Origin of the sequence: Bacillus sp. FSL H8-0534, assembly GCF_038005885.1 — a bacterium.
GTDB lineage: Bacteria > Bacillota > Bacilli > Bacillales > Bacillaceae_G > Bacillus_A > Bacillus_A pseudomycoides.
The window spans coordinates 1404581-1426457 of sequence record NZ_JBBOUC010000001.1; the positions used below are offsets into that span (position 1 = coordinate 1404581).

At 33.9% G+C, this 21877-nt stretch carries 28 protein-coding genes and 2 pseudogenes; 7 read left to right on the forward strand and 23 right to left on the reverse strand.

The genetic code is table 11. The annotated features are described in order from the left end of the window. Positions 1 to 68: 68 nt before the first annotated feature. The 7 genes from MHH71_RS07300 to MHH71_RS07330 all read right to left on the reverse strand — a co-directional run bounded on the left by MHH71_RS07300 (position 69) and on the right by MHH71_RS07330 (position 6020). Entirely contained in the window at positions 69 to 653 is a 585-nt protein-coding gene (locus MHH71_RS07300) for a histidine phosphatase family protein (RefSeq protein ID WP_006094385.1), read from the reverse strand. 142 nt (positions 654 to 795) lie between these two features. Further along, on the reverse strand, positions 796 to 1875 hold the full coding sequence (locus MHH71_RS07305) for a serine hydrolase (protein WP_006094384.1): 1080 nt from the start codon (positions 1873 to 1875) through the stop codon (positions 796 to 798). A gap of 135 nt (positions 1876 to 2010) precedes the next feature. Continuing rightward, positions 2011 to 2637: a cupin domain-containing protein gene (locus MHH71_RS07310; protein ID WP_018782490.1), complete on the reverse strand. Its 627-nt coding sequence runs from the start codon at positions 2635 to 2637 to the stop codon at positions 2011 to 2013. Positions 2638 to 2808: 171 nt separating this feature from the next. Beyond that, entirely contained in the window at positions 2809 to 2970 is a 162-nt protein-coding gene (locus tag MHH71_RS07315; protein WP_003196574.1) for a hypothetical protein, read from the reverse strand. 165 nt (positions 2971 to 3135) lie between these two features. Further along, complete coding sequence (gene ucpA, locus MHH71_RS07320; RefSeq protein ID WP_006094382.1) at positions 3136 to 3930, reverse strand: SDR family oxidoreductase UcpA; 795 nt, start codon at positions 3928 to 3930, stop codon at positions 3136 to 3138. 162 nt (positions 3931 to 4092) lie between these two features. Next, the gene (locus MHH71_RS07325; protein ID WP_018782492.1) at positions 4093 to 4617 is read right to left on the reverse strand and encodes a DUF4398 domain-containing protein; all 525 of its coding nucleotides are present in this window, start codon (positions 4615 to 4617) and stop codon (positions 4093 to 4095) included. Between the two features lie 134 nt (positions 4618 to 4751). After that, positions 4752 to 6020 (reverse strand): MFS transporter, encoded by a 1269-nt coding sequence (locus tag MHH71_RS07330; protein WP_006094380.1) that lies wholly within the window; start codon positions 6018 to 6020, stop codon positions 4752 to 4754. 118 nt (positions 6021 to 6138) lie between these two features. Between MHH71_RS07330 and MHH71_RS07335 the strand changes: the two genes are divergently transcribed. The 5 genes from MHH71_RS07335 to MHH71_RS07355 all read left to right on the forward strand — a co-directional run bounded on the left by MHH71_RS07335 (position 6139) and on the right by MHH71_RS07355 (position 9144). Next, positions 6139 to 7353 carry a helix-turn-helix domain-containing protein gene (locus MHH71_RS07335; RefSeq protein WP_006094379.1) on the forward strand — a complete coding sequence of 405 codons (1215 nt, stop codon included), beginning with the start codon at positions 6139 to 6141 and terminating at the stop codon, positions 7351 to 7353. A gap of 68 nt (positions 7354 to 7421) precedes the next feature. After that, positions 7422 to 7601, forward strand: coding sequence for an H-type small acid-soluble spore protein (locus MHH71_RS07340; RefSeq protein WP_006094378.1), 180 nt, complete (start codon positions 7422 to 7424; stop codon positions 7599 to 7601). A gap of 226 nt (positions 7602 to 7827) precedes the next feature. Further along, positions 7828 to 8163, forward strand: a complete 336-nt coding sequence (locus MHH71_RS07345; RefSeq protein WP_006094377.1) for an antibiotic biosynthesis monooxygenase family protein — start codon at positions 7828 to 7830, stop codon at positions 8161 to 8163. Positions 8164 to 8166: 3 nt separating this feature from the next. Next, positions 8167 to 8772, forward strand: coding sequence for a dienelactone hydrolase family protein (locus MHH71_RS07350; RefSeq protein WP_006094376.1), 606 nt, complete (start codon positions 8167 to 8169; stop codon positions 8770 to 8772). A 12-nt stretch (positions 8773 to 8784) separates the two neighbouring features. Continuing rightward, positions 8785 to 9144 carry a hypothetical protein gene (locus MHH71_RS07355; RefSeq protein ID WP_006094375.1) on the forward strand — a complete coding sequence of 120 codons (360 nt, stop codon included), beginning with the start codon at positions 8785 to 8787 and terminating at the stop codon, positions 9142 to 9144. A gap of 30 nt (positions 9145 to 9174) precedes the next feature. Here the strand turns inward: MHH71_RS07355 and MHH71_RS07360 are convergent. The 8 genes and pseudogenes from MHH71_RS07360 to MHH71_RS07395 form a co-directional block, all read right to left on the reverse strand. After that, positions 9175 to 9390, reverse strand: a pseudogene (locus MHH71_RS07360) (hypothetical protein); the annotation flags it as partial. Between the two features lie 83 nt (positions 9391 to 9473). Then, on the reverse strand, positions 9474 to 9644 hold the full coding sequence (locus tag MHH71_RS07365; protein WP_003196553.1) for a DUF3951 domain-containing protein: 171 nt from the start codon (positions 9642 to 9644) through the stop codon (positions 9474 to 9476). 62 nt (positions 9645 to 9706) lie between these two features. After that, entirely contained in the window at positions 9707 to 10018 is a 312-nt protein-coding gene (locus MHH71_RS07370) for an AzlD domain-containing protein (RefSeq protein WP_018782494.1), read from the reverse strand. Further along, positions 10009 to 10734: an AzlC family ABC transporter permease gene (locus tag MHH71_RS07375; protein ID WP_003196550.1), complete on the reverse strand. Its 726-nt coding sequence runs from the start codon at positions 10732 to 10734 to the stop codon at positions 10009 to 10011. Before MHH71_RS07375 ends, MHH71_RS07370 begins: the two co-directional genes overlap by 10 nt. Then, positions 10734 to 11564 (reverse strand): TrmB family transcriptional regulator, encoded by an 831-nt coding sequence (locus tag MHH71_RS07380; protein ID WP_006094373.1) that lies wholly within the window; start codon positions 11562 to 11564, stop codon positions 10734 to 10736. The genes MHH71_RS07375 and MHH71_RS07380 overlap by 1 nt, the downstream gene beginning before the upstream one ends. Before the next feature lie 111 nt (positions 11565 to 11675). Next, positions 11676 to 11821 (reverse strand): annotated as a pseudogene (locus MHH71_RS07385) (alanyl-tRNA editing protein); the annotation flags it as partial. Between the two features lie 209 nt (positions 11822 to 12030). Next, positions 12031 to 12444, reverse strand: a complete 414-nt coding sequence (locus MHH71_RS07390; protein WP_006094372.1) for an NUDIX domain-containing protein — start codon at positions 12442 to 12444, stop codon at positions 12031 to 12033. 99 nt (positions 12445 to 12543) lie between these two features. Beyond that, the gene (locus MHH71_RS07395) at positions 12544 to 13449 is read right to left on the reverse strand and encodes a DNA-binding domain-containing protein (RefSeq protein ID WP_018782497.1); all 906 of its coding nucleotides are present in this window, start codon (positions 13447 to 13449) and stop codon (positions 12544 to 12546) included. 181 nt (positions 13450 to 13630) lie between these two features. Between MHH71_RS07395 and MHH71_RS07400 the strand changes: the two genes are divergently transcribed. Continuing rightward, the gene (locus tag MHH71_RS07400; protein WP_003206650.1) at positions 13631 to 14233 is read left to right on the forward strand and encodes an HD domain-containing protein; all 603 of its coding nucleotides are present in this window, start codon (positions 13631 to 13633) and stop codon (positions 14231 to 14233) included. 208 nt (positions 14234 to 14441) lie between these two features. Here the strand turns inward: MHH71_RS07400 and MHH71_RS07405 are convergent, their stop codons facing one another. Continuing rightward, the gene (locus MHH71_RS07405; RefSeq protein WP_371398823.1) at positions 14442 to 15158 is read right to left on the reverse strand and encodes a nucleoside triphosphate hydrolase; all 717 of its coding nucleotides are present in this window, start codon (positions 15156 to 15158) and stop codon (positions 14442 to 14444) included. Positions 15159 to 15507: 349 nt separating this feature from the next. Here MHH71_RS07405 and MHH71_RS07410 point away from each other — a divergent pair, with 349 nt between their 5' ends. Continuing rightward, positions 15508 to 15972: a VOC family protein gene (locus MHH71_RS07410; protein ID WP_018782499.1), complete on the forward strand. Its 465-nt coding sequence runs from the start codon at positions 15508 to 15510 to the stop codon at positions 15970 to 15972. 279 nt (positions 15973 to 16251) lie between these two features. On the opposite strand, the gene MHH71_RS07415 is transcribed toward MHH71_RS07410, so the two are convergent. The 7 genes from MHH71_RS07415 to MHH71_RS07445 form a co-directional block, all read right to left on the reverse strand. Further along, entirely contained in the window at positions 16252 to 17073 is an 822-nt protein-coding gene (locus MHH71_RS07415; RefSeq protein ID WP_006094369.1) for a GNAT family N-acetyltransferase, read from the reverse strand. 31 nt (positions 17074 to 17104) lie between these two features. Continuing rightward, on the reverse strand, positions 17105 to 17533 hold the full coding sequence (locus tag MHH71_RS07420; RefSeq protein WP_003196533.1) for an NUDIX hydrolase: 429 nt from the start codon (positions 17531 to 17533) through the stop codon (positions 17105 to 17107). Positions 17534 to 17550: 17 nt separating this feature from the next. Continuing rightward, positions 17551 to 18348, reverse strand: a complete 798-nt coding sequence (locus MHH71_RS07425; protein WP_006094368.1) for an ABC transporter permease — start codon at positions 18346 to 18348, stop codon at positions 17551 to 17553. A gap of 2 nt (positions 18349 to 18350) precedes the next feature. Beyond that, positions 18351 to 19334: an ABC transporter ATP-binding protein gene (locus tag MHH71_RS07430; RefSeq protein ID WP_006094367.1), complete on the reverse strand. Its 984-nt coding sequence runs from the start codon at positions 19332 to 19334 to the stop codon at positions 18351 to 18353. An 11-nt stretch (positions 19335 to 19345) separates the two neighbouring features. Then, positions 19346 to 20155, reverse strand: coding sequence for an ABC transporter permease (locus tag MHH71_RS07435; protein WP_033798786.1), 810 nt, complete (start codon positions 20153 to 20155; stop codon positions 19346 to 19348). Then, a complete protein-coding gene (locus MHH71_RS07440) occupies positions 20146 to 21117 on the reverse strand; it encodes an ArsR/SmtB family transcription factor (RefSeq protein WP_033798785.1) in 972 nt (323 codons plus the stop codon). Before MHH71_RS07440 ends, MHH71_RS07435 begins: the two co-directional genes overlap by 10 nt. A 132-nt stretch (positions 21118 to 21249) precedes the next feature. Then, a complete protein-coding gene (locus MHH71_RS07445) occupies positions 21250 to 21870 on the reverse strand; it encodes a DJ-1/PfpI family protein (RefSeq protein ID WP_033798784.1) in 621 nt (206 codons plus the stop codon). Between the last annotated feature and the right edge of the window lie 7 nt (positions 21871 to 21877).

Here is a 21877-nt window from a genome sequence, read left to right on the forward strand (position 1 = left end):
TTATGTTACAAAAGCATACTTCTCTAACAAACCCGTTCTTTCCTGCTTTCTCGATAAAATTTTACAAATTATTCACATGATGACCTGTTTCTATATTTCAGTTTACTTTCTACTCTTGCAGTAGAAAGTAAACTCTCCTCATTAAAAGTCAATTTATATACATCTGGCATGTCGAGTGTTTTCCAAAAATGATAATCATATGTAGAATCAAAATAATTCATTATTAATACCATAATATTTCCATGGGTACCAACTACAATATTTTTCCCTTTATATTGTTTTAATATATTTTGAATACATGTAACACCACGCTTTTGTGCAATATCATTTGATTCCCCGCCTTTAAACGAGAAGATGGGATTCTCCCGCACCTTCATAATTGCTTCCTCAAAATCTTCTACCGGTTCTTTACTTAGTGGTCTCTCACGCAATTCTTCTTCAATTTGTATTGGCAATTGGAATTGGTTTGCAACCCCTTGAACCGTTTGAATCGCTCTTTTGTATGGACTAGAAATTACAACATCAATTTTCTCTTCTTTTAATAACTCTGCCACACTTTGCGCATCATTCCGTCCTTTTTCGGATAATGGACGTTCTCTTTCTTCCGGTGTATATATAGAATGGGCGTGACGGACAAAATATATATGAGTCATGAAAATCCTCCTTTTATTTTCTCTTCTATCCCATTGATTCTATTAGATATAGACCAATTCCTTTCAATATTTTTTGCTGTATAACAAACAAAAGGCACTTCATGAAAAAAGCACCTTTTGTTTACATAATAAAATTATATTGTTATAACTTTTTTCTAAATTCCTCACTCATTACTACAGATCGAATAAAATAATCTAAGTTATTCTTAAGTTTTTGTAATTCCATAGAATCTAAATCATTAGACATAAAGACTATTTCAACCTTGTTTCCTTCTTTATCTGTACCATAAAAACTATTTGTCAATACAAATGGAGTTGAACCTCCTTTTTTACCAGCATGTTCATATATACTATCTCCAACAGTCCCATTAAAAATCTTCTCAATCTCATCTTGCATTGGCTTTGGAAAAGCAGTTCTATTATTGATTTTCCCTATTAGACTCATGTAGTCTTTTGCAGTTGCCCTTACTAGCCTATCAGACCAAATACGTTGAAATTCCATGTCAACTTTTAATGGTATATTGTGTTTTTTCCATTCCACTTCATCTTTCATCCATTCATGTATTTTCAAAGCATGCTTTCTATATTCATCCATAGACATTTTACGTAACACTTCTAATGATTGATCTTTAGGTACATTCAGTTCTTTTTCTACATACCCTCTCATATATAAGGGGGATGTATATGGATAGAATGCATCATGGCTATTTAGCTCTAATTCTTTTAAGCTATTATTTATTCTTTCGAGTCCTAATTTTTCTAATAAATAGGTTGTATTTGCATTAGAACTAAAGTGAATCATACCTCGGGCTACTTCTTCTAAAGAAAGCTTTTCATTTTTTATTGCATTTCTTATTTTTGCATCCTCTAACCATGCAGGATGCGCTCCAGCATCTGTGTCTGGTACGTAGTATTTTTCTAAATCTTGTAATGGAATTTGCTCCTGTGGATTTATCTTTTCTTCTGAAACTTGTTTTGCAAATTCCACTGCTACTACTATTTTTGCCATACTTGCTAACGGTAGTTTTTTATTCTCATTCACAGTAGCTAAAATTTCACCATTTCTTCTAATCATTAATGAACATGTTTGCTCATTCTTATGCTCTTTTATGTAATCTAGCACATAGTTTGGATCTTCTTTTGAATAGTAATATTCCATAATCGCTATGATGATTGCTATAATAATAAAAATACTCCATCCTATAACCTTTAACACCTTCACTATATTGCTCCCCCTAACAAAATACCTTTTATCAATATATTCATTATATCAAATGTACAAGGGGGTTTTATGTAAAAAAATCCAGTGTTTTGCTAGAAACACACAAATGAAATAGCCCTCACTCGAGAACAAGGGCTACTCTATCTCACACGAAGTCACCTCTCCGTTTAATACAACCACTATATCAGACCGCTGTTCATCCGTAAAACGCATTAAATTAGGTGGTCCAATCACAACAGATTCTTTAATAGGTGCAAGATCCTTAGCTAAATGTTCAGCATTAACACCGTAAGCGACTTGGAATACTTCTGGTGGGGTCATTCTAAGGACATCTGAACCCTCAGCTGTTTCAAATTGATCATTATTGAAGAAGAGATGTAAATGGGCTTCTTCTGATACAGCCGTAATCCAGTGCCACCAACCCATTGGAATAAATACCGTTTGCCCAGCTTTCGCTCGATAATTTTGCAGTTGATTCGTTTCTGGATTTAAAATAGAAGTAATTGCTTCTCCAGAAACGATGACATCTAATTCCCAAGCGTTTGGATGCCAATGTGGTTCCCTCATATGACCTTTCGTCATAAAAAGATCGACAAACGCTCCTCCAATCATTGCTGGTAATTGTGTTGAAGTCACTTCATAAGCAATATTTTTATCATCTCGTTTAAAAAATATATTTTCCCGTGAGTCAAAGAAAAGATTTGGTGTCCCAGAACTTTTCTTTAAGTTTTTATTATCTGGAACATATCCTGAATTAGCCATTCGATCCCTCTTTTCTATTCCCAACATTTCATACTTAACATTGTATCGTATGGAAGAAATCAAACTGATGTGCCTATCTACTATCGTTTTTACATAACAAAAAAACATGCTCCACAATGCTAGCATGTTTTGTGATATCCTTCACATTGTTTAACTAAAAAATAAACCTCTTTACTTACCATGATGTAACATTAAATCGCCAAGTTCTTCTTCAATATGATTTAACTTTGCAATCCCTTCTTTCCATTTGTGGATATAACGTGAAACTCCAAAAACAAATAAAGCAATAATAGTAGAAAGAATAATACCATATACGATAGCTACTGTACTCATAAGTTACACTTCCTTGTAATAGGTTATACATTTATTATATTCCTTTTTTTGATGAAATAGTGGAAATTCAAGTTATTGTAACAAAATTGATTTTTCTAATTATACAAAAAAACACCCTAATGGGAGAAACCCTAAAAACATTAAGATTCCTCCTATATTTAAATATTACTCCACACCAACAGAAACTGTTTCTGGCAATGTACTTCCACCATCAATTACAATGTGTGTTCCTGTTATGTAACTTGATTCGTCAGATGCAAGGAATCCAGCTAATTGTCCTACTTCTTCAATTTTCCCTAAACGTCCTAACGGAACACCTGAAGCGATTCCATCAATAACACTATTCGGTTCATTTGGATCAGACTCATTTGCAATTTGCTCTGCCATTGGCGTCATAATATAGCCTGGACAAATCGCATTTACCGTAATATGATGCTTGGCTACTTCACGTGCTAACGCTTTTGTAAATCCCCAAATAGCGGCCTTGGTTGTCGCATAAGCTGTTTCTCCTTCATCTGCAACTAGCGTTCCTGTTACAGAAGACATGTTCACGATTTTTCCATAGTTTTTCTCAATCATATATGGCAAGACCGCTTTAGAGAAGTTCCACACACCGTTAATATTTACTTGAAATTGAAAATCACGCATTTCATCTGACATCTCTAAAAAGTTAGCAAGACGAATAACTCCTGCGTTATTCACTAATATATCAATCTTCCCATATTTTTCGTATACATCTTTTGCTATTTCTTTTACAGCTGCAAAGTCAGTTACATCTACTTCGTAACTAGCTGCTTCTAACCCCTTACTAACAATTTCTTTTGCTGTTTCATGAACCTTTTCTGAAATATCAACAAGTAATACTCTCGCTCCTAATTCAGCAAATACATGGGCAATTCCAGCACCATTCCCCATTGCAGCACCGGTAACAAAAGCAACTTTTCCATCTAATTTTCTCATTTCATAGCCCCCTTATGATTTGTAGAAAACTTTTCCAATAATTTTATCATACCAAATATTTCCTGTGTTTTTTTTATTTCTTTCATTTGTTAAAAAATGTTCAAAAAGAAAGGCTGTCATAAAAATGACAGCCTCATACATACCTTTTCAAATACTATTCTATTAGTTTTTCTTCGCTTCTATTTTTTCTTGTGCATTTTCAGCTTTATCCAATACTTCTCCAGCTTTCTTCTGCTTTTCTTTTACTTCATCAATACTATCTACCGCTTTAATTACTTTATCAATTCCTTCTTCGTCCACTTTTTTCTGCTTTGCAATTCTTTCCTTTTCTTTTTCTTCAATGTCTTTTGCCTTTTGAAGCATATTTTCTGCGTTTGACTTTACAGATTTCTCAAGGGATGCATCCTTTTTCTTTTGTAATACTTGGTTCGCGTCATCCTTTGCTTCTAAATATTTACCATCTTTTAACGCCGTTGCACCATGATCCATCAGGCTAGCAACTTCTTTATAGGCTTTTACCTCGTTCGTAGATTTTTCTTTTTCTGCTTTTTCAAACCACATAATTGCGTCACTATATTTCTCATCTTTTAATGCCTGCATACCTGTATCAACTTGGATATCGTAATTACTGCTACATCCAGCCACTATAAACAGTACAAAAAGCATTACAACCATTTTGTATTTCATGTTGTTCTTCTCCCTCTCTCTTGCCATTCAACATGGATTTCTAAATTTAATTTATCATAACTAAAAAACACTTTCAAAAAAGAAAAAACTTCATTTCCTTCAAAATGAAGTTTTCCTAGAAAAACATTGTACATCTATGCTGATACATCCACTTGTTTTTTCACATCCATTTGTTTCATCCCTAATAATACTACCATCCATACTCCAATAGCCGAAATAACCATTACCATACTAGTTGGCATTATATCTAATAAAAATCCATACAAAATAATTCCAAGAGGCGTAATTGCCGTAGAAATTGTTTCAATTAATCCAAAAACCCGTCCTAGATATTGTGAATCAGTTGTTTTCTGAACATATACTTGAAGGGGAACATTGATGGAAATGCTCGTCATTCCAAAAATAAGCATAAAAATTATATAGTAAATAAAACTTACCGTCCCTGGAATTGTAACTAATAACGGAAATGCAGTACACAAATACAAACCCGCTAAGACAAATAAACTAATGCGAACCGCGCGAAATAAATTATTCATTTCCTTACGAACAGATAAAACAATTGATGCAACCAACATTCCTACCGCCAACATTCCTTCCACAACACCTAGTTGCTGAGACGATAAACGTAAGTTTTGAATGATAATATACGGAAGTGCAACAAACAGTGCACTGCCAAAGAAATTAATCCAAATAAACACTTTTAACATCGTATACATATCATCACGTCTTTTTACATATAAGAATCCTTCTTTAATACTGGATAAAAAATCAGCTTTCTTCTGTTCTGCTTGTACTTTATACAGATCAAATGCAATAAAAAACTGTACAATTACCGCTAAAAAAAATGTAATACCATTTAAAAGAAAAAAGAATTTCATTGAAAACAAACCAAATACCATTCCACCAATAACTGGTGCTAAAATAGTCGAAAGTGCTGTCGCTGTTTGGTTTAAAGAACTCGCTTGTTGAATACGTGCACTGTCAACTAAAGTTGGAATAGAAGCCGTAAAAGAAACAGAATAGAAACTTGCACATATCGATAACAGTGCTGCAGATACATAGATGAATAGAAGTGAAATGTCAAATAAAGTAGAAAGTGCAAACATCGTGAACATGATAAGACTACTTAATAAATCCGCACCAATAACAACCCACCGTCTGTTTATTCGGTCTGCCACAGCCCCTGCAATTGGTCCACATACCATTCTTGGAATAGAACCACAAATAAGCGTAATTGCAAAACCTACTCCTGATCCTGTTGTTTTTAAAACATATAACCCCATTGCAAACGTATAAATCCCTGCACCTAATAAAGAAGTCATTTTTCCAATCATCATCAAAATGATATTTCTCGTTGCGATTTTGATTCTCGGATCATTTTGACTTATACTTACATCCCCCATTACGCCACTCTCCCCTAAAAAGTTAAATTGTGTTAAACTTATTATATAATCATTTTTTAAATTTTTACAACAAAAAGTTTAATTGCATTTAACTTTTTTATAATAAAGGAGCAACGATATGGCTACTCTTGGTGAAAAAATTAAAGCATTGCGAAAAGAAAAGCGTCTTACTCAGACACAATTAGCTGGCTCAGAGCTAACGAAAAGTATGCTGAGTCAAATTGAAAATGGGAAAGCAACACCTTCTATGAAGACATTACAATATCTTGCTAGTCAGCTTGAATGTGAAGCAAGTTTTTTACTAGAGGAGGACAACGAAGAAGTAACAAAGCTGATTCCAAAAATGGAACAAGCTATAAAAAATAATCAATTTGAAGAAGCGTATCGTACACTGCTACCTATTGTTCAAAAAGAACTACCACCTACTTTAAGTACAGCTCGTTTATATAAACAATTTATAAGCGTTGCATTTAATATGAAAGATTACAGCATACATTCCTATATTGAAAAAGCCGTAGAAATTTTTCAAAAGTATACTTTATATCGTGAAAGTACACAAACTAGTTTAAAGCTGTGTTATGTATTATTTGTCCATAAAAAATATAAAGAATGCCTAGAACTTCTTACCTCTATTCGAAAAGAGTATGAAGCAAAACAATTAGAAATGGATCTTATTATACAAATAGAATTATTCTTATGTGAGGCAATTGTTTTACTCGCATATGGTGATTATGATGGGTGCGAAAAAATTATCTTACAAGCTCTTGACTTCTCAAAAGAAAATCAAGTGTATTATAAAACAGATGAATTTTATCGAATTCTCTCCTACCAAAATGTAATAGTGGCAGATGAAAATAAATATCTACACTATATAAAAAAATCCGAACAATTTGCCGTTTTCACAGAAAATATTTTATCTATTGCGATTATAGATATATTAAAAGCTTATTATTATAATACAATAACAAATGAATATACATTAGCTCTCAAACATCTAGATTTATTTAGAACAAAACTTCAAGATAAACCGCTCTTTCAAGAGGACGGGGTTTATTACCTAGAAAAAGGAAAGGCTTTATACGGCCTTAAGCGATATGAAGCAGCATTAGAAACATTACAGCAAGCGACAATTCCAGATTATATGTTTCACCCACTAGACCAAGCATGGATTATAACTGGGGGGGCTTACCGTGCCCTTTGTTATATGGAACTCAAAAATAAGAAAAAGGCGCTTCGAGAAGCAACAGAAGCTTTTCATGCTATACAAGAATTCCCTGATTCGACATTTACTGTGTTTATTAAAGAAACATTACAAATAATACAAAAACTTTAAACCCATCTCAAAATGGTATATTATTCCTCCTTTTCAGCAAAAATAATAAAGATGGGAGGAATGTAAGAATGAATGTACAACGTGCAAAAGAGCTTTCCGAGTCATCAGAACAAGCGCATGTTAGTTTTCAAGGCATGCCCGTTATGATTCAACATGTTGATGAAAGCAATGAAACCGCCCGCATATATGATGCAACGAATCCAGATCGCGAATTAACAGTTCCAGTTAATAGCCTAGAAGAAATATAAGAAACTCCACTTCAGTTTTATTTGAAGTGGGGTTTTTCTTGTATGCCGTATGATTTGTCTTTCCAAATATTTTTATCATCACTGCACGAATAACGTAAATTTCTATTTTTTCAACAGTTATCCTAATATGGTACGGGATATTTCTCAAAACATTTTTATACTCAAAAGACATACTATTCAATCTTTATGATATGATACAATCCATAAGTATATTTGGAGGGATACGATGAGGGATACAAAGCAAAGTAACGAACCTTATTATGCAGTTATATTCACTTCCCAGCTTTCACAAGACACGACTGATTATGGCGATGTCGCTGAAGAAATGGAAAAACTCGCTAAAGGGCAACCTGGCTTTATAAACGTTGACAGCGTACGGGATGCATCTGGTCTCGGTATTACAATTTCATATTGGGAGTCACTTGAAGCAATTAAACAATGGAGAGAAAATGCAGCACATACTATAGCAAGACAAAGAGGTCGTGAACAATGGTATGAAAGCTTTCATATGAAAATATGTGTTGTAGAAAGAGAATATAATTTTCAGAGGAAAGGTTTATAATCAATGAAGAACAAAGTAGCTCTGATTGTTGTTCACGAAATATACGGCATAAATCAGCATATGCAGGATGTCATATCCAGGTTTTCTTCACCACAGGTAGATATCTTCTGCCCAAGTCTTTTACAGCTAGATGCTCCTTTTCATTATAATGATGAACAAAAAGCTTACTCCCATTTTATGCAAAACGTTGGATTTCAACATGGAAAAGAAAAAATTGAAGAAATGATTATACAGTTTTCAAAAAATTACCCATATATTGGACTCATAGGTTTTAGCATTGGCGCAACCATCTCTTGGCTATGCAGTAACAATCCAAAAGTTAATTTTATTATTGGCTGCTATGGCTCTCGCATACGAGACTACTCTTATATTATTCCTACATGTCCTACTCTTTTAATTTTTCCAGAAACAGAATTGAACTGTTCCATTTCTTCTCTTATTACGACATTGCAAAGACAAGACAACTCATTTCTACATATACAACAGTTCCCAGGAAATCATGGATTTCTGGATCCTTATACTACAAACTATAACGAACAATCTACAAAACAAGCATATGAAATGATTGATTCATTTCTTCTAAAAACTATAACGAAACAAATGTATTAAAGGAGTTTTGCTATGTCATTTACATTACTTTTACTTGCTTTCGTTATTCTAATCATTCTCATAACGTTAGCTTTCATTTTTACAACTCTTAAAAATCGTAAATATTTAAACCTTCCTTATCGACATTCCTTTATCGTTATGACCTTATTTCTTGGACATTGGATTTTAGTTTTGACTAGTTTTTATACATTACTCCCTAATTATATTAGCGATTTTATTTTTCTACCAATCTGGTATTTTCTTTGTATTTTAGGATTTATGGTTTTCATAAAAGAATGGAAAAATAATCGAATTATTTCTGTATCCGTCGGTGCTTTCTCTTTTATCAGTCTACTCTTCGGCATACTATTACAAGGAATTGCTAAAATGTAAGTTTGTTTTATAGGAGCTGATTTTTAAGAATCAGCTCCTTTTTCTACACGTAAATAGGAAGCATTTCGCAAACGATCGTTCCATCCATACAGGAATGAATAGATATAGTGCATAGGCTATAGTCATCCAAATTGCGAAAGATAGAACTTGTTGTGATGAAAGCGTCGAAAAAATACTAGAGGAAGAATAAAGAATGAAAGTATCTAAAAACAACCCTATCCCGGTGCCGAAAATCCCCCACCTAACTTCTTTACTTTTTCTGAATTTTGAGATGGGGTCTTACTGCCCGTTAACGCGGGATAAATAAAAAGAGGAAGAAAAGCCTAAAATCAACTTCTCTTCCCTCTATTTTTTTTATGAGATTGTATTGTCATGGAATCACAAGGTGTGTAGTAAATTTGTGGAGTTGCTTTATTAACAAGCATTGTAAAAGTAAGCAGACCAATGATGAAGAAGATAAAAACTATAAACAAAATAGCACCTATCGTTAAAAGAATCATAACACCACCCCTATTTCATTCATGATATTACACTCTTCGATATACTATGAAAGAAATCCTTGTTATATAAACAAACGTAACAAAATAATCACAATCACCCCAGTTAACACTGTTCCTAACAGGCTACGTGTATAAACAGCAACAAAGAATGTCGGAATTGCTGCAATTATATAATCCCATTGCATCGTTTTATTCATAAAGAGCACTTCAGCAAGGAGCGCCGCCAATATAGCAATTGGTATATAACTTAACCATTTTAATCCCCAATCTGGAATTTGTATTTTACTAAATACAATGAGCGGTAATAGGCGCGGAATTAAAGTAACCAGACCTGCTCCCATTAAGAGTAATAACACATCGATTCTTACTTCCATCTTTCAATCACCACCCCTATTGTTGCTGCCGTAAGTGTTGCAATTATAACTGCTACGCTTGCCGGAACGAAAAAATGTATGCTATATGCGATTACAATTGCCACAATCGCAACACTGAGATGAATGACTAATTTTGGATGACTACTCATTAACTGCAGGACAAATAATCCAATAAACATAGCTGGTAAAGCATAATCCATACCATACGTATGAGGGTTTGGTATCCACTCACCAAAAATACCACCGATGACATTCGCAATGATCCAGTTTAAATATGCTGTCACATTTAAACCAAGCATCCATCTCTCGCTTAGATACTTCTTTTTTGAAGCTTGCTGAACCGCAAGACCAAATGTTTCATCTGTAATTTGCGAGCCAATTATCATATTTTTCAAGAAAGGAACCTTCATTAAATACGGGGCAAGCGCAGCACTCATTAACAGATGACGTAGATTGACAAAAAATACGGTGAAAATAATTGCAGAAGTAGGTGCTCCAGCGGCAAACATACCAGCGAGTATAAATTGTGAGGAACCAGCATAAATCAAAGTAGACATTAATGCTATTTCTGCTAACGAAAACCCTGCTGTTTTTTCAATTACACCAGCTGCGATACCAATACTTAAATACCCTAGTACAGTTGGTAAACAATCTTTCACTCCCTGTTGAAATGTTTCATTCCCGTGCATTGTCATCTGTACTTCAGCCCTTGCCATCACTCTTCCCCCTTCGTTTCTTGCATCAAGCGTTTACCCGTTACAACGTGAACTAAATCTGCATTACCACGCCATAATGCATCTAATTTATCAGGACCAAATTCCTGTGTAATTTCTTCAACCATAATGTCATGACGAATATATTCTATTGCGACAAGCACTAATGCTGGATCATATGTTGTAACAGCCCATGATGTACTATGTTCTGAAAAATTGGCAATAAGCACCTCTTTTCCATCTCGTGCAACAATTGTTAAATGCCCCCCCATCCGCTCTTTCACAACATCTGGAGTCATATAATTATGATGAAATGTTGTTCCTATTTTTGTTTGAGGTGCCCCAAAAAGTATCGAAAAAACATGTACACCTTCTTGTTCCTTTTTGTGAATAAGAGGCTCCAGCTCGCTCACTTGCTGTTCCCATACAGAAATCCATAACTCTTCTTCTGCACGCTCAATAATGTTACTTATTTCCTTTAAAATTCGTTCATCCGTACGAATATGAGAGATTATATCTACTTGACGCTCCTGCTCTAAACAATTTAACTTCTGATCAAGGAAATCAAATGACTTTTCAAAATCTTGTCGCATTCGATTCATTAACTCACTTGCCGATACTGGAACGTACTTAACTGGTTCTGAGGGTACTAAATGCACTGCGCCTTTATCCATCAATTTCCCAAGTACCTCATAAATCATGGAACGCGGTACACCCGTTTGTTTACTAATTTCATATCCTGTCGCAGGATAATGTTTTAATAAACCGATGTATGCTTTACATTCATATTGTGAAAACCCTAACTTTTGCAATTCTTTCATGACTTCATCCACTGTAATCCCTCACTTCAATTTACCTCTATTTGCATTTACATGACAGCGCGTACTTCAAAACGACGATTTTGCTTTCTTTACTTTTACAACTTCAAAAGTATTCTCACCTTATGTAAGTACGCCTGTATCGCATTCTTGTCCTCCACCAGTTGGATAAAATATCGTTTCTTTTACAAATACTCGGTTTCCATCCACTCTTGTTACTTCTGTTTGACAGTTTTTTTATATGCATCCTGTAAAAATAATGCCTCTGGCATGTTCCCACTCCTTTAGTAGTTATTACTATACCTACTAATATAAAAAGAAAAAAATGTACAGTCAATAAAATTCTGAATTTTGATTCGATTAATAAGAAATAAGCTATCTTTAAAACAAGATAGCTTGATTACATTTATCCCGCTGCTAATCCTCAGCGAAGGTTTTCTTCCTCTCTACTAAGAGCTCGATACATTATATTTCCATATACTTATTTAAGTTTCTCATATTCCTTCAAAGCATTTTGTAAAGTTAAGGTTAATGGTTCTGGAAGACTATCTAATGAAAACCACCCCACTTCACTAATAGCATGTTTTTCCAGATTTTCTGCTATCCCATTAGTTACTTTTGCAATATACGTCGGACATACCCAATGTGCTTCTTCTTCAGGTAAAATGTGATTCGTCACACATAATAACGATGTGAGTTCAATTTCTAACCCTACCTCTTCTTGAATCTCCCTGACAACTGTATCTTCTGCTGTTTCCATCCATTCCACTTTTCCACCTGGGAGACTCCAGTGCGCTTGCTCTGGTGCCTTCTTTCTCCGTACAAGTAATAACTCGCCTTGCTCGTTTAAAAGAAACGCTCCAACACCGACGCGTGGATGTAACTTTTGGTTCATATTAACTTCTCCTCTTAATTTGTAAGTTTTCTTGATTTTAACATAAAAATAATAGAGCTACTTTCTATCAGCTTCATAAAAGCCAATAGAAAGTAGCTCTCATTGTTTCATAGATATTATTTGTTCTTTTGTATCCATTTTGTCATGATGAAGTTTGTTTTTCTCCAAATATTGTTTACACATATTCACAAAAGCTGGTAATGTTCGAATTTGATTAATATCAGAGCTCTCAATAAAACGATTCATTTGATTTGTCATTTCGTCCATACTAGAAATAACCTCTTCTTTTTCATATCTCAATCTCTCATTTTCAGCACGAAGATTTTGAAGCTCTTTCTGTATCTCATGTGTATTATTTTCTTTTGTATGCCCAGCTGCCATACTCGAAAGTTTGTAAATCCCTTCCATAAATTGATATAGTTCTTGTTTCTTGCCCTCTACACCAATTGTTTCAAAATTATCGACAATCCCTGATAATATAGTAACCAGATTATTCTCTGTCTTTTCACTTTGGACCACTATACTTTTTACTCTATTCTCCTTCTCACAAACATACTGTTCTGGCTCGTGCTTTTTCTTACGCCCCGGCTTACCCTTTTTTATATTTTCAAATGGCAGCTCTTGATTTTTTAATTTATAATACGTATTCTGCAGTTGACTTTCTGTTTTCGGAAATAATTGTAGATTCTCTTTACTAATTGCCTTTGAAGTATCTGAAATATTTAAATTGTAATGCTGACAAAATTGATACGTAGCATATAAAAGTTCTAATTCAGATTTCAACCACATCATTTGAGATTGTTCGTATGCAAATAAACCACCCATTTTTTCAATCTCTCTTTGAAAAGCTATCATTTTATCATATAAGTCCATTAATTCTGCATACGTCACATGGAACTCTCTTTCTATTTTTCTACATTCCTCTTCCACTTTCTGAATATTTTTTATTCCATTTACAATATTTTTCAAAAGATCTAGTACATGAATTGCTGTCTGTTGGTACATTTTATATTCACTCCCACTCAGCATTTTTGCAATTTCAACTTCTTCTTTGTCTTTTGTAAAAATAAAAAAATATTATGGGAATATTTTATAATATTTCTGAATTATTAGTCAAACGAACGTAAAATTGACACATTCTATTTTTATATTAATATTAGTTTATAGCAATATGAGGGGGATCCATATGGAACATAACATTTTAAAAGTCATTGCACTAGCAGAAAAACTTAAATACGAAATGCGACATAGCTGGCTTTCTAATGGTCGGCAAGAGAGTGTTGCGGAACATACGTGGCGTATGTCCCTTATGGCTGTTTTAGTTCAGCCTTATTTAGATAAAGAAGTAAACATGGAAAAACTATTAAAGATGGTTATTATCCATGATCTCGTGGAAGCAGAAGCCGGGGATATTCCTGCTTTTGACACAATGAACAGCGAACAATTACAATTACAAAAACAAGAAAATGAACAAAAAGCCATTTTGAATATTAAACATACATTAGAAGGTCCTCTTGGGGACGAACTGTACAATTTATGGATAGAGTTTGAAGCAAAAGAAACATACGAAGCGAAAGTGGCAAATGCTCTTGATAAACTAGAAGTTAAAATTCAGCATAACGAAGCCGATATCGATACTTGGATTCCCATCGAACATAAAATGACGTTCCAAGTTGCCAAACATACTGACTTTGACTCATTCTTATCAAAATTACAAAAAATTATTGAACAAGAAGGCGAAAAAAAATTAATTGCTGCCGGCATTGATGTCGAGGCATGCAAACAGTAGCAACTCACTGTTTTTCATACTTTTTTGCAGATGATTAAAGAAGTATATACCGTTTTATAGAATATTAAATTACAAAAGGTGACACACATTAATGATGTACAATGTGTGTCGCCTTTTAATTTTTATGTTTTCACTTTTTATGCTTGGATAACATTTCAGTTGTCATCTTTTCCTGTCAAAATCTTTTAAGATAGTTAAAGAGTTCTCTTTAACTCATAACACCATTATCTTTGAATGAATACCATTTTCCATCAATGAAATGTTTACCTATCGCCATTGCACCGTTAGACTGTAAATAATACCAATTCCCATTCTCTTGTAACCAGCCTGTTTTCATCTTAGCACCAACAAAGTAATACCAGCTTTCTTTATAGCTTAGCCAGCCATTATAAGCAGCTCCGTTTCCGCTAAAATAATGCCAATGGTTGTCAATTAAATTCCAACCTTTTGCCATTGATCCATCAGAAAGGAAATAATTACCATCAGGATGTGAACCTATCCAACCTAATAGCATTTTATTATTATCTGGATTTAAAAAGTATGTCTTACCATTATATTCAAGAAAATCCCAGTGTAGCTTTCCCCCTTGGTGAACATAATACCAATCTCCCTCATACTGAAGCCATCCTTCATTGGTATATAGCGCACCGTCTGCTCCTAATAAGTAACCATTATATTGCTCTTCAATACGACCCGTTTTCATTTTTCCGTTTGCATCAAAGTAGTACCATTTTCCTCCATCTTGTAACCAACCAGTTTTCTTCATACCATTTTGATCATAGAAATACCATGTGTTTCCATCTTTTACCCAACCTGTTTTCTGCATCGTCTGTTCTGTTTTTGGAGTAATCTGTTTCACAGTTTCTTGTTTTTCTGCATGAGATACTGCAGGAGCTACAAGCATTGTAGACATTAAAATAGGCAAAATAACTTTCTTTATTTTCCATATCCACCAAATAATGAATAATTTTAGTTTTTATTTCCACAAAGAGAATTATATTATCATATACAAATATAATCAATAATTTTTTGTAATGAAATCGTAATATTTTTAACTTTATAGAAAATATATTCATTTAAAAGTAACTTTAAATACATTTTTGAGATATTAAACAGATTAATGTATACTTTTTGTAATATAAAATAAAAAGAATGGAGAATATTTCATACTTTTGTATGAATCATTCTCCATTCTTTTTATTGATTTAACCAAGAAGGACATAGATTACAATTACAAATAAGAACAATATATTATCTAAAGAGGAGGATTATTTATGATCAAAGGATTATACGAATCACATCTACCCGTTCGCAGCCTAGAAAGATCCATACCATTCTATGAATCATTGGGATTAAAACTATATAAAAGATATGAGGATACTGCCTTCTTTTGGATTGTAGAAGAACAAAGTTGGCTCGGACTTTGGGAAGGAGAAGAATATAAAACGCCGTATCATCCTTCCCTTCGCCATATTGCGTTTCAAGTAGACTTCGAGTTTCTTCATACATCTATTAAGTGGCTGAAAGACCGAAATATTACGCCCGTTCCATTTAGTAATCGAACTACCATTGGACCTTTTGTTCGCCCTAACCAAGGCAATGCTTCTGTCTATTTTAAAGATCCAGATGATAATAGTATTGAGTTTATTAGTTTTGTTAATGTTCCAGATGAACTAAAACATATTACAGAAAAACTTTCTTTAGAAGAGTGGACTACACTATCACGATCCTATTTGTAGATGATTTAATAACTAGATATCATCGGTACCTCACTGGGCAATATGATTGCTCAAATAATTAATGTGAAGGCTTTTTTATTAATAGTGTTTCTCCCATCATTTTGGCATTACACATTTATAAAGAAAAGCGACTTTTACAAGTCGCTTTTCTACATCAAATATTTCAAAGTTAAAAGTACACCCACTGCAATTACAAATATATTGAAAAAAATATACCAAGCAGAAAAAGAACAAATACATTCTTTTCCCTTGAGGTATTTCTTATTTTCTTTAGTCAAATTAAAATTGATACTCGTATACAATATAATCAAAAATGTTTGTAAACCCTAGGCTCTCTGCTATAGCAATTGAAGGTTTATTCACTTCCATACAGTCCCAATAGGGCACATACCCTTGTTTGAAACATTCTTGAACAAATATATGTGCGACTTTCTTGGCAAGATTCTTCCCTCTATGTTCCAAAATTGTCTCGATATTTACCGCATGCATATTCCCACTTACAAATCCTGAAAAACAAAGACTCACCACTTGATCCTCATGCAAAATCACATACCCAATTCCTTTTTCAAAAAATGATTCCATCGAATTCCAAAATGATGTAATTTGTGAAACGAAAAATGATTGCTTGAGCAAAGAGTATGTCACAAGATTTTCCTTCGTTACTTTTAATACCGTATATACCTCATCAATGATTGGTTCATTATATGTTTTGTACGCACTTTCATATAATTTGTATACTTTTTGATTGGATTCCTCGTATGATTGTTCACATAATATTTCTCTAATTGTACGATCCCACCCTACTTGATGACCAAATCCTTCAAACCACTTCAAGTCCAAACAGGCTGCTTCTTGTGCAATTTGTTCCCTTAAAACCTTTTTTATTTCAAGGTTAAACATTTTGTTATTTGCCTCACCAATAAATACAAAACCATCTAAATTTCCAAGCCAAACTAAACCAGACCGTGGTTCGCTCGCATTGTCAACAAATATACGGCCCGAATTATTCCCTTCAATGATAGCTTGCACTTCTATATGCCTTTCCTTTTGTAGAAGATGTTTGCAATTCATAAACTGGTCTTTCTGCAATTCGTATATCATCTTTTTTCTTTCCTTTCATGTGTATCAGCGCTTAGGTTTCATCACCTGCTGTACAATCTATGAATCCCTGCAATAACTTTCTATCTTCTAGAAAAGAAAGGGTAATACCTGCTATTTCTTCACTGCTTTTCCAAGCCACTTCATAAATTAATCCATCTGGATCGCATATTTCTTTATTTCCTCCAATTACTTCTACCTCATAATACACAATGTGAACATCATATCCATTACTATTCCCCTTCTTTTCGTACATACTTTTAATGACACGTACATCATATCCCGTTTCCTCTTTCACTTCTCGTATACAACACTCCTCAAATGTTTCCTCTTCCAATTTCCCACCAGATGGAATAGACCATTTTAGTTCTGCTTCTTTTACATCTGGGCGCCCTTGCAATACCATTAACAATTTCCCATCATTATTTTTACATAATGCCGCTGCACCTTGAAATATTCCCATTTCTCTCTCCCCATTCCTTAAAATAAAACCATATTTCCTGTTCGTTTCGCATGCTTTTCTGCTTTTCGAACAAGCACATACGATATTCCAATTAAAATGATTAATAAGCTAGCTAATAAACCTAACTCTGGAAATACATTTATAATACTTTTTCCTTCCATTAATAATGAACGGAAAATTTGAAGTACATACGTTAATGGAAACAAAGCTGCTAGTACTTTGCCCCATAGTGGTAATACAACAATGGGAATGCGTACACCCGCAAAAAATTGCATCGGTTCTTCTAATATTGTAAATAGAATACTAGCATCTCGTGAAAATAAAAAAATCGTATTTAAGCAACCCCCCCACACAACAGCCGAAATACATAAAATCATAAAAGCAAATACAATATTTTCAACTGGTGGTATCGGTGTGTCATTCAGAAACAATGCGATGAGAATCGAAAACATCGTAAACATCCATACTCCTTCTATTAAATTTGCTCCTGCCCGGCAATACATCATCCATACACGCGATGCTGGTGTTAAAAATATAAGTTCCAGTGTTCCATTTTGGCGTTCCCATGACATTTGCCATGCCGATTGAACAAGGCTCCAAAAGAAAACATATCCAATATAACCTGTAATGAGAAAAAAACTAATTTGTTTTGGATCCATCCATTTTGCAAGCGGGCTAGTATTTGAAGTATCAAATGGCTTCACCGAAAAATAAGCCGTTGCAAATAATAAAACCGGCCAAATGAATAAAGAAAAATAAACCATCTTACTATGAAAATGATTGCGGTGACTTTTTTTCCATTCTGCAAAAAACATATTCACGCACTCACCTCATTTGCAATTTGTAATATTGCATCTTCCAATCTTGCTTTATGTGTTTCTAACTGTAATATACGAATTTGATATTTGGTTAATAATGATAAAACCGTTGTTGTCATATCAAAAGATGCCTTTAGTTCATATCGTATATGTTCACCCATATGTTCTTTTTCATATTGAATTTCCTTCAGCCCTAAAGAATACTCTAATCGTTCTATCGTTTCATTCTTCATTTCAGGAATCACAATTTCTAAACGATATTCACGGACAATAGACTGGATAATTTTATCGGGAGTTCCTTCATAAAGAAGTCGTCCTTTTTCAATAATATAAAGGTGATCACAAAGTTCCTCTACTTCTTCAAGATAATGGCTCGTTAACAAAATACCCTTATTTTGTTCCTTCGCCAATCGATATACCATTTCTCTCAGCTTTTTCGCTACAGGTGCATCAAGTCCTAATGTTGGTTCATCAAGAAATAAATAATCTGGATCATTAATAAGACCTCTTGCGATTTGCAAACGCTGCTTCATTCCCTTTGAATATCGTTCTACAGGTGTATTAGCAGCTTCTTTGAGCTCTACTTGACCAAGGAGAAACTGAATACGTTCCTCTAATTCGGCTCCTTTTAATCCATACAAACTTCCAAAATACTGCAAGTTTTCTTTACCTGTTAAACGCCAATACAACATGCGTTCACCACCTGCAATCATATTGATCTTTTTCTTTACAAGTAAATCTTGCTTTGTGCTGTCTATACCATCAATTTCAATAGCACCCGAAGTTGGTTCAAGAAGCGTTGCTAACATTTTAATCGTTGTTGTCTTCCCAGCCCCGTTCACACCTAGCAATCCTACAATCTCTCCTTTTTGAATTGTTAAATCTAGTCCATTTACTGCTTCAACTACTCTTCTTTTTTTACGAAAAAAACCTACTTTCTCTTTTAACTCATACCGCTTTACAAGTTGTTTTGCTTGTATCATAATAAGCCCTCCTATGCAAAATGTTTTTCAATCACATACTTTTCCATTCGTTTCATCGCATATACACCCGCAATAAAATACGCAACTCCTAATCCCAATAACCACATAAGTTCAATTTGTATGGAAGCTAAATTCCCACCTTCAATCATGCACAATCGAAATGCTGATAAACCATGTGAGAGCGGCATCAATACACTCATAGGCTGTAAAAATGTAGGAAGATAACCTACTGGAAAAAACACACCACTGACAAGGCTCATAAAAATAAACAATGTATTTTGTGTTAAATATGTATCACGAAAATAGAGCATAAAAGCCCCCAACACTAGTGCTTGAGCGAATATAGCAAAAAAGAAAATAATTAATAAAAATACCACTGGTATCATATTTATTTCTCGAAACTGTAATCCAAAAAACAAACCAAAAATAAAAATCGTGATAAATTCAAGTCCCACACGCAATATCCCTTGCGCAGCTGCTCCTAGAAAATAACCTTGCCGAGATGATGGCGTTAATAACAAAACATCCAGCGTCCCTTCACGCAGTTCGGTTATCAATGTTCGGCTCACAATCATTAATAGAGAAACAGAAAATGAATAAAAAACAGCTCCTAATATAACGTACGAAAGATAATCATCCGTCTTCCCTAACTTTGCAAAATTAGCATCTAACTTTCCTTGAAACATAAAATGATATGTTAGATAAGCAAACAATACGATATATACACCAGTTAAAATATGCCCTAAAAAAAATGACCATGGGTACGCTCTACGCATCGTATAGAAATCACGACGAAATGTAGCCATAAACGTTAGCCACATGTTCTCCCCTCCCCTAATTTTTGAACAATTGGGAAATCCATAAATTGATCTAAATCAACACGAATTTGTTCTAATCGTTCTCGATTTGTTTTATAAAATACGTAATAACCTTTTCGTTCCTTTTGTATAAGACCTGTAGACTCTAACATTTTTAAATGATTGGAAACCGTTGATTTTGTAAGACTATACCGCTCTGTTAATTGCTGTGTACAAAAAGATTGAAAGGATAAATCTCTTAGCATTTTTAATCTCGTTTCATCTGATATCGCTTGTAGAATTCGCAAAAGATCCTTTGGTACTTCATCTGTATACGACGATGCGATTTCCACCTCATAATAGACTTTTATATGAGTAGAAATAAGATTATCTATTAGTAAATGAGGTGCGACAAAAGTTGATGGATATAATGTAATTGCTGATAAATCCTCATAACGATATTGCCAAGTACGGGCTTTTAAAAAGGTTATTTCCTTTTCATCAATTAAAAATCTCGGATGCAAATTTTTAGAAAGGGACAACGGGTTTTGTTTGATTGTTTCTTTCACATCATATACAGATCGTTCTAGCCATGGTTCTATTTGAAATAACTCTCGTGCAAAATAGCGCTGATGATATTGATATAAAAAATTACAAACTAATTCTTTCTCTAGCTTAGGAAAAAATGATTGAAAGCCTTTTGTATCCGTGACTCGTAATTTTTCAATCCCTTCTTCAACATAGACTTCAGCCTGAAACTCAGAGCACCAATCTATAAAATGTAACCAGTCATCGCTTTTCTCATTAATCTCATATAATATTTCTTTTTCCTCCTGATCCATCTGATTTAATACATTTTCTGCCCACTCTAATCGTTTTACATGATGGGTAGGATTAGATAAAACATGTAAGCTTAATAACATTTCGCGAAATGGTGAATATACAACTTTGACATGTCGTTCAAACCATGATGTAACTCGCAACATAAATTCCCCTCTCTTTGATTCGATTTCTATCGAATCAATTTTATAATTTTGCAAAATTATTCAGTATATTAACAACTTACAATGTAAACGTCAATGAAAAATTAGAAATATTTTCATAAAATAAGACCTCAGCTACGCTAAGGTCTTATTACTTAATTCTTTTATGTTTTTAAAATACAGGAGTGTTTCTTTCTCTTCTCCCTCATCAAACAAATTGAGTTGTTTAATGATTTCAACTGCAAACTCGACATAAGCAGAGCCAACTGCTGTAATGATTTTCCCATCCACTGTTACATCTGTACTTTGTTTATACTTCCACTCATGGAGATGTGCTAGACTCTCCACTTCTGGTGTTAAAGAAGTTGAAAATCTTTTATTTTGCAACACATCAGCTGCTTGTAATAAAGCGGTTCCTGCACAAATAGCAGCTAACCATTTATTTTGTTCATTTATCTCCCGGGCAAGCGATAATAACTTAGGATTTTCTAGATGATGAAAGATCTCTCCGCCGGGGACAATTAAAATCTCATACTCTTTTGCAATTATGCCATCTATGGAAATATGCGGTTTACACTGGAAACCTCCTTCTCCTGTAACAGTCGCATTATCTACACTTGCTGTGACAATTTCAAATCCCTTACTCTTTAAAAATAAACTCGCTAGATTCACTTCAAATTCTGCAAATCCATCAAATAGAAAAAACAATGCTTTTTTCATTTCATCAGCCCCTTTACTTTCGACACACTTATACATATTCGAA

Bases quoted from the DNA above. Each gene is read 5' to 3' on its own strand.
- MHH71_RS07300 (WP_006094385.1), bottom strand. From the start codon at position 653: ATGACTCATATATATTTTGTCCGTCACGCCCATTCTATATATACACCG.
- MHH71_RS07310 (WP_018782490.1), bottom strand. From the start codon at position 2,637: ATGGCTAATTCAGGATATGTTCCAGATAATAAAAACTTAAAGAAAAGT.
- MHH71_RS07315 (WP_003196574.1), bottom strand. From the start codon at position 2,970: ATGAGTACAGTAGCTATCGTATATGGTATTATTCTTTCTACTATTATT.
- ucpA (WP_006094382.1), bottom strand. From the start codon at position 3,930: ATGAGAAAATTAGATGGAAAAGTTGCTTTTGTTACCGGTGCTGCAATG.
- MHH71_RS07325 (WP_018782492.1), bottom strand. From the start codon at position 4,617: ATGAAATACAAAATGGTTGTAATGCTTTTTGTACTGTTTATAGTGGCT.
- MHH71_RS07330 (WP_006094380.1), bottom strand. From the start codon at position 6,020: ATGGGGGATGTAAGTATAAGTCAAAATGATCCGAGAATCAAAATCGCA.
- MHH71_RS07335 (WP_006094379.1), top strand. From the start codon at position 6,139: ATGGCTACTCTTGGTGAAAAAATTAAAGCATTGCGAAAAGAAAAGCGT.
- MHH71_RS07340 (WP_006094378.1), top strand. From the start codon at position 7,422: ATGAATGTACAACGTGCAAAAGAGCTTTCCGAGTCATCAGAACAAGCG.
- MHH71_RS07345 (WP_006094377.1), top strand. From the start codon at position 7,828: ATGAGGGATACAAAGCAAAGTAACGAACCTTATTATGCAGTTATATTC.
- MHH71_RS07350 (WP_006094376.1), top strand. From the start codon at position 8,167: ATGAAGAACAAAGTAGCTCTGATTGTTGTTCACGAAATATACGGCATA.
- MHH71_RS07355 (WP_006094375.1), top strand. From the start codon at position 8,785: ATGTCATTTACATTACTTTTACTTGCTTTCGTTATTCTAATCATTCTC.
- MHH71_RS07365 (WP_003196553.1), bottom strand. From the start codon at position 9,644: ATGATTCTTTTAACGATAGGTGCTATTTTGTTTATAGTTTTTATCTTC.
- MHH71_RS07370 (WP_018782494.1), bottom strand. From the start codon at position 10,018: ATGGAAGTAAGAATCGATGTGTTATTACTCTTAATGGGAGCAGGTCTG.
- MHH71_RS07375 (WP_003196550.1), bottom strand. From the start codon at position 10,734: ATGGCAAGGGCTGAAGTACAGATGACAATGCACGGGAATGAAACATTT.
- MHH71_RS07390 (WP_006094372.1), bottom strand. From the start codon at position 12,444: ATGAACCAAAAGTTACATCCACGCGTCGGTGTTGGAGCGTTTCTTTTA.
- MHH71_RS07395 (WP_018782497.1), bottom strand. From the start codon at position 13,449: ATGTACCAACAGACAGCAATTCATGTACTAGATCTTTTGAAAAATATT.
- MHH71_RS07400 (WP_003206650.1), top strand. From the start codon at position 13,631: ATGGAACATAACATTTTAAAAGTCATTGCACTAGCAGAAAAACTTAAA.
- MHH71_RS07410 (WP_018782499.1), top strand. From the start codon at position 15,508: ATGATCAAAGGATTATACGAATCACATCTACCCGTTCGCAGCCTAGAA.
- MHH71_RS07415 (WP_006094369.1), bottom strand. From the start codon at position 17,073: ATGATATACGAATTGCAGAAAGACCAGTTTATGAATTGCAAACATCTT.
- MHH71_RS07420 (WP_003196533.1), bottom strand. From the start codon at position 17,533: ATGGGAATATTTCAAGGTGCAGCGGCATTATGTAAAAATAATGATGGG.
- MHH71_RS07425 (WP_006094368.1), bottom strand. From the start codon at position 18,348: ATGTTTTTTGCAGAATGGAAAAAAAGTCACCGCAATCATTTTCATAGT.
- MHH71_RS07430 (WP_006094367.1), bottom strand. From the start codon at position 19,334: ATGATACAAGCAAAACAACTTGTAAAGCGGTATGAGTTAAAAGAGAAA.
- MHH71_RS07435 (WP_033798786.1), bottom strand. From the start codon at position 20,155: ATGTGGCTAACGTTTATGGCTACATTTCGTCGTGATTTCTATACGATG.
- MHH71_RS07440 (WP_033798785.1), bottom strand. From the start codon at position 21,117: ATGTTGCGAGTTACATCATGGTTTGAACGACATGTCAAAGTTGTATAT.
- MHH71_RS07445 (WP_033798784.1), bottom strand. From the start codon at position 21,870: ATGTATAAGTGTGTCGAAAGTAAAGGGGCTGATGAAATGAAAAAAGCA.